This is a genomic window from Paludisphaera soli (genome assembly GCF_011064595.1).
GTDB lineage: Bacteria > Planctomycetota > Planctomycetia > Isosphaerales > Isosphaeraceae > Paludisphaera > Paludisphaera soli.
The window spans coordinates 1-5,887 of sequence record NZ_JAALJI010000074.1 but is presented as its reverse complement, the minus strand read 5'-3'; the positions used below and the strand labels follow the sequence as shown (position 1 = coordinate 5,887).

Annotated in this window: 8 protein-coding genes; 3 read left to right on the top strand and 5 right to left on the bottom strand. The window is 67.8% G+C overall.

Translation table 11 applies throughout. From position 1 onward, the window contains the following. Positions 1-91 precede the first annotated feature (91 nt). The 3 genes from G6O68_RS31300 to G6O68_RS31290 form a co-directional block, all read right to left on the bottom strand. Positions 92-781, bottom strand: coding sequence for a hypothetical protein (locus G6O68_RS31300; protein WP_165253600.1), 690 nt, complete (start codon positions 779-781; stop codon positions 92-94). Positions 782-831: 50 nt separating this feature from the next. Beyond that, positions 832-1,341 (bottom strand): PEP-CTERM sorting domain-containing protein, encoded by a 510-nt coding sequence (locus G6O68_RS31295; protein ID WP_165253598.1) that lies wholly within the window; start codon positions 1,339-1,341, stop codon positions 832-834. A 248-nt stretch (positions 1,342-1,589) separates the two neighbouring features. Then, positions 1,590-2,171 (bottom strand): glycosyl-4,4'-diaponeurosporenoate acyltransferase CrtO family protein, encoded by a 582-nt coding sequence (locus G6O68_RS31290; RefSeq protein WP_165253596.1) that lies wholly within the window; start codon positions 2,169-2,171, stop codon positions 1,590-1,592. 345 nt (positions 2,172-2,516) lie between these two features. Here G6O68_RS31290 and G6O68_RS31285 point away from each other — a divergent pair, with 345 nt between their 5' ends. Both G6O68_RS31285 and G6O68_RS31280 read left to right on the top strand, forming a co-directional pair. After that, positions 2,517-2,708, top strand: a complete 192-nt coding sequence (locus G6O68_RS31285) for a hypothetical protein (protein WP_165253594.1) — start codon at positions 2,517-2,519, stop codon at positions 2,706-2,708. Positions 2,709-2,770: 62 nt separating this feature from the next. Then, positions 2,771-3,121, top strand: a complete 351-nt coding sequence (locus G6O68_RS31280; RefSeq protein ID WP_165253592.1) for a hypothetical protein — start codon at positions 2,771-2,773, stop codon at positions 3,119-3,121. 12 nt (positions 3,122-3,133) lie between these two features. Here the strand turns inward: G6O68_RS31280 and G6O68_RS31275 are convergent, their stop codons facing one another. After that, a complete protein-coding gene (locus tag G6O68_RS31275; protein ID WP_165253590.1) occupies positions 3,134-3,775 on the bottom strand; it encodes an IS630 family transposase in 642 nt (213 codons plus the stop codon). Beyond that, positions 3,697-4,188 carry a winged helix-turn-helix domain-containing protein gene (locus G6O68_RS31270; protein ID WP_165253588.1) on the bottom strand — a complete coding sequence of 164 codons (492 nt, stop codon included), beginning with the start codon at positions 4,186-4,188 and terminating at the stop codon, positions 3,697-3,699. Before G6O68_RS31270 ends, G6O68_RS31275 begins: the two co-directional genes overlap by 79 nt. Positions 4,189-4,337: 149 nt before the next feature. Between G6O68_RS31270 and G6O68_RS31265 the strand changes: the two genes are divergently transcribed. Further along, positions 4,338-4,667, top strand: coding sequence for a hypothetical protein (locus G6O68_RS31265; RefSeq protein ID WP_165253586.1), 330 nt, complete (start codon positions 4,338-4,340; stop codon positions 4,665-4,667). The last annotated feature ends 1,220 nt before the right edge of the window (positions 4,668-5,887 follow it).

Genomic DNA, 5,887 nt, shown 5'->3' with positions numbered 1-5,887 from the left:
CTAGTCGTCGCATGATGGCTCCAGGTTGATGGTCGTATGGCTTGGCGGCGGAACGCGAGGCGGGTAACGCAGAGTCGGCGTCATGTCGGAATTAGAAGCTCTCCTGCAGCACTCGCAACTCAATCTCGCCCTGCACCACGCCGTTGAACGCAAGGACGTGCAGGTTGGCCAGTTCCGCCAGCGTGAGGCCCTCAGCGGCGGCGGGGCCGTCGGTCGTGGAGACGGACACTGTGTACTCGACAGGCCGGACGGGGAAAGTCTCGCCCACCGGCGGCGGCCTGAAGTAGAAATTCGCGTGGACGACGACCTGATTACGCTCGATGACCTGATCGCCCGCGGCGATGGTCAGGGAGAGCGAAATCGACGTGTTGTTGCTGAACTCGAAGTAGCCGTTGAGGTTCTGGACGGCGGGCCGGGAGACCTGGCGGGCCGCGGGGCCCCTGACCGTGATTGCGCCGGCATTGACGCCGCGGTTCAGGTGGGTGTCCAGGTCGAGGAACATGTCGTGCCTCGCCTGTAGGGCCGACCGCGGGTTGCCGCGAGAGACGGTCGCCAGCTCGGATTGCCAGAGCGGCAGCAACACCGCGCCGGAGTCGGGGATGCGAGCGGCGGCGCGGTTGATCATTGCCGTTGCCCGCTGGAGGTTGCCGGTGCGGCTGAGACCGATCAGTGCCTGGCTGACCGCCGCTTTCGCCTCAAGGTAGGCAGGCGTCGTGACCGTGGAGAGCGCGAGCCGTTGTTCCAGCGGGTTGAGGCTCGGGGCGAATCGGCGACGGTGCATCGTCAGACGTCGATAGGAGCCGGGTGGATCAACTTCGGAGCAATCGACGCTTATCGCCCCATCCAACGCCGAACGACCACCAGGCCAAGACCGCCCACGGCCAGCAACGCCAGGCTGGAGGGCTCCGGCACCGCCGCAGCTGCGCCGATCTGCAGAGTGATGGTCTGGCCGTCCCCGAAGGACCAGCCCCAAGTGCGCGGTATCACGCCGAGGGTCTCGAACGTCTGGCCAGCGAAAATCATCGTCGTCGAAATCGAGGCGCCCGAGATATATCCGGGAGGGAGCCCGATGAACTGTTCCGTCCCATGAATGTCGATCGCGTCGCCGGAGAAGCTGGTGGCGTTTATTCCATTCCCGAACCCGAAGACGGTGGCTCCCTGGACGAGTTCATAGCGGTTCCCGAGGTCGAAGCCGACGCCCAGGATGATCTGGCCCTCAGCGGGGTTGATGGCCCCGACCGGCGTGGAGAACCATTGAGCGAAGGGGGTCAGCTTCGAGGTGTCGATCGAGCCGGAGACGATCAGGACGACGTCGGGGCCTTTCTCTTCCATCGTGATCATCAGGTCGGCTCGGGCCTGCGACGAGAGGCACGCCGCCAAGGTCGCCAGGCACAGGTTGCGAGCGAGGAATCGCGTCATTGTCGGTCTCAAAGGTGGTGCATGGGTCGGATGTATTGGCTCGGATTATACGGCATGACCTGATGCATGGAACAGGGCGAGGTGTGGCCGAGGATGCCGCGTTCTTGATGTGCTGTGGCTTGCCGCGCATCTGGACTTCGGGAGATGCCTACGGCCCGTGTGATCCGGGCTCACGAAGCGATCCTGTCGATGCTCCGCACCCTGGTCCGCTTGTATCGCTGGTGGAAGACCGGATAGAGGTTGAACACCAGGTTCATGACGGTGAGCAGCGCCGCGAAGCCCGGTTCACCGATCTTGAAGGCGAAGATCACGGTGAAGGTCCCGGCCAGGAAGAAGGCGAGGTGCCAGCGTTCGTTGGACCGGGTGCCGGCCAGGTGTTTTCGCATCGACGCCCGGTCGCGTACGACTCGATAGGACGGGTCGGTCCGGCGCAGCATCTGATTGACCAGGTCTCCATCCGGGGCGAGATACCGGAAGAGTCGGATCCCCAGCAGAGGGTAGAGACGGCCTCGCTCGAATCGCCTCGGGCGGAAGTAGCCGTCGGGCAGGAGGAACGGAAGGCAGGTGATCGCCCCGCAGACCACCACGCTGACCGTCGAGGGGCGGGCTGCGATGAAGCCGTACGGCCGCAGGGGAAATAAGAACCGGAGCCAGAACACGGCCATGAGCGTGAGCCACTGGCCCGGGAGCAGGAGGGCCAGGTTGTTCCACAGCTCTCGCCGCCGTTCGAGCTTGGTCTTGGTGCCAGGCATCGCTCGGTCCTGATCGCCGTCAAAGAAGCTCCCACATCCCGCTTGATCTTATCAGCCTTGTCCCGCGAAGGTATTGGGCGTCCGGGCGGGCTCTCGTGAACCGAGCCTCGAAGGCGAGTCACGGCCTTACGGCTTCGATCCCTGACGTTACAGGAGCAGGGGTTTCACCCCTCGGTCTCCAAGCCCCGAGCCTTCGGTGACGGCTGCGCTTCCCGACGCTGCGCATCGCGTGCTCGTCGTCAGGGCTGTTCCGGCCACACCCCATGCTTCGCCAGCATGGCAGAGTTTCAGAGACGGGCGTTCCGCCCACTCTGGAAACTCTTAACCACTATCAAGGAGCAATACATGTCACAGATTCAAGCCATCGTCCGCAAGTCGTTCACCGTCTCGATCACCTTCACCGGCACCCCATCAGCCGAGCTTCGCAACAGCCTGAAAGGGGAAGGCTACGAGTTCAAGAACGGCCAGTGGTTCAAGAATCAGGCGGAGAGCCAGATCGTCAGCGAGGCGGACGTATCCAAGGCAGTCGCGGCGTAAGCAGTCGCGGCGTAACTCAACCGGGGGCGGTGGAATCCGCCCCCAACCTGAAAAGACTCATCATGGAGACGCAAAAGCCTGCGACCTATATCCAAATCCAGAACCGGGCCACCTGCGGCTGGCAGATGCGGAAGTTTGCCGCCGCTCTGGCCGTACATCACCCGACCGCCCCCGATGGCCCATACGGCGATTTCTACGTCGAGGACTACCGCCAGAGCGGCGAGCTGCTGCGAGGCATCTACGACGTGCTGGAGCTGCTGGGGAAGACGCCGAACGCCTTCGTCAACGCCGAAGCACTGGCCGCGATGGAGCGAGAGGTACGCTGGGCCGAGGGCATACTGGCCGAGGAATGGGTGCAAGAGGTGCTGAGGGAGGCTCCGGAGCTGGATGGCGTCGAGATGATACCGTTCTGATACGGACTCTATTTAGTTTCGACGCCGCTCGCGCGTCAGATACGGGGCGGCGCAGACCGACTTGATCAGCTCGGGGTCGGCCAGGGCGACGTCCATGACGGCGACGGCGGCCCCCATCAGGTCCTCCCACGTCGGGTGTAGGCGGTTGGACCAGAAGTGCGAGCGGAAGTGGTGCCACAGGTTCTCGATCGGGTTCAGCTCGGGCGAGTACGGCGGCAGCCGGATCAGCGAGACGTTCTCCGGCACCTCCAGCGACTTGGCGACGTGGAAGCCCGCCCCGTCCCCGATCAGCGCGGCGTGGACGTCCGGCGCGAGCCGACGCGAGAGTTCGGCCAGGAAGACGTCGATCGCCTCCGCGTCCAGTCCGGGCATGATGATGCCGGTGCTCGCCCCGGTGGCCGGGCAGGCCGCGGCGATCACCCACAGATAGTCGTACTGCGTCTGTCGCACGGACGTGGGCCTCGACCCGCGGCGGGCCCAGACGGTCGTCGCCGTCCCCTTCCGCCCGAAGCGGGCCTCGTCCTCGAACCAGACCTCGACCCGCTTGGTCGGCCGGGCGGCGGCGACCTCGGCGATCAGTCCGGCGACTTTTTTTCGAACTCCTCGCGGGCCGCGGGGTCGGACCTGGGGTGGCGCGGGCGGGGGTCGAGGCACGAGTAGCCCAGGCGGTGCAGCGGCGGGTAGACGCCGGGCATGCTGTAGGCGACGCCGAACTCGGCCCGGAGGATCGCGCGGACGTCGCGGCCGCGGAGCGTGCAGACGCCGTCGGCGGGCGTCGGCCCGGCCTCCAGGCGGGCGCGGAAGCGGTCGACGTCGGGCTCGCGCAGGAGCGTGGGCTGGCCGGGCCGGGGCCGGTCGCCGAGGGCGTCGGGCCCCTCGGCGTTGTAGCGGGCGACCCACCGCCGGATCGCCCGCCGCGACGGCCCGAGGGCCGCGGCGACCTCGGGGGCGGTCAGGCCCGCGGCGGCCAGATACACGGCCCGCAGCCGGAGGAACAGCCGCTTGTCCCCCTCGGCGTCGGCTCGGGCGCGCAATTCGTCCAGCGGCAGGTGGTCGGCGACGTGCATGGCGGGGCTCCCGGAGGTCCCGCCATCATTCCCGGGGCCGGCCCAGGGCGCAAGAGCGCGCCGATTCTAAATAGACTCCGTATAAGCTCCCGGGCCGCACGACGGTCGACCGCTACGCCGCCCCCTCGGAGGCCGAGGCGGCCCGGCTGGTGGCGGCCCTCTGCCGCTACCCCCGGGACTTCCTGATGCCCCGGGAAGGGATCGAACCCCCCGCCCACTCGGCGAGCGTGGCTTACCACTTCGCCGCGAGGAGCGGCCACCGGCTCTGGACGTCCACGCGGGGGTTCCGCGCGGACAAGGCGTCCGAGCAGATGGCCGCCGAGGCCGCCAGGGCCGAGAAGGCCGCCGCGAGGGCCGAGAAGGCCGTCGAAGCCGCCCTGGCCAAGGAGGTCGCGAAGGCCGCCAAGGCGGCCGCCTCCTCCCCTCCGCCGAAGTCCGTGAAGGGGCGGCCCCGCCAGGTCCAGGACTTTGGGTGCTGATGTGAATCCCGTCATTCAAGCCGCAGGTCCCGCGATGTGTCCGAGGCAGCCAAGGATCGGTCGACGGCCTCCCAAGGCCCTCGCCCCTCGGCCGGCTTGACCGGCTGGAGCATCGGATTCCTGCTGAAGTCCGCCGAGCGGGCGGCCCGGATCAGGAAGGCGGACGCCGAGGGAAGATTGACGGCGACGGTCGCTGTCACTGGCCGCGCCACCGGGCGGGCTCGTTCGAAGTCCACGTCGTCGCCCGCTGCGACGGCCCCCGCCCCGTCCGCGGGGGCCTCGTCGCGGACCTGCCGACCCGCGGCGAGATCCGCCTCGGTCGTCGGTCGACGGGGCCTGCCATCGAGAGGGGGATTGCCAGGCCTGGAAGGCGATACGGAGGCGGGCTGGCGAGTTCCGATCTTTTGCAAGACGTTGCAACGGTCGGACCGGGCCCGCGAATTGACCGCCCGGAGATCGGGCGAGCGGTAGGACCTATTCCGTCGGCTCTCCGAACGAGCCGACGATCTCGCGGATCGACTTCCTCGCCTGATTCGGATCCCGATTTGTTCCGCCGGAGGCATGATGGGTCGGGGCCGAGCAAGGGGGGTCGATCGGGCCGACTCCGCAGATGCGGGCGGCCTCCGGACCCGTTGGGGTCCGCCCGATCTTCGTAATCGAAAGCTCGGCCGACTTGGTCAGCCGCTTTCCCGGTGCCGGCCGACGAAGTCCTCGCCGGCCGCCGGGCAGACCGGCCGCAAGGCGGCCGGGAGCTCACCGATGTCAACGAGGCCGCCGTCTATATCGACAGCCCGGCCCGAAGAAGACGGGGCCCGGATCGGCGGCGGCCGCGACAGGCAGGTCGAGGTCGCCGGGTCGATCCCGCTCCTCGCGGCGAAGCTGTCGATCCGGAGCACGACCCCAACGCCGCGTTCGGCGAACAGGCCGCCGTGGAGGCCTTTCGGTCGGCGGCGATCCCTGGTCGGCTCGCAACACCTCGTAGAGGATGTACAGGGACCACCCGACGCCGATCCCGAAGCCGGCGCACCGCGAGGTCGACGTCGGCCCCCTCAGCCGGACCGGGACGGCCTACTCAGCCCATTCTGGGCTGCTCAGCGAACCGCCTCGTCCGGTCGGAGCCACCCGGTCCAAGGCGATGAGGACCGGGGGCCGTTCGGAGTGGACCTCGAATCCAACCGCCCGGATCGCCCTATCGACTTCCGCCGGGACGGCGGCCGCTA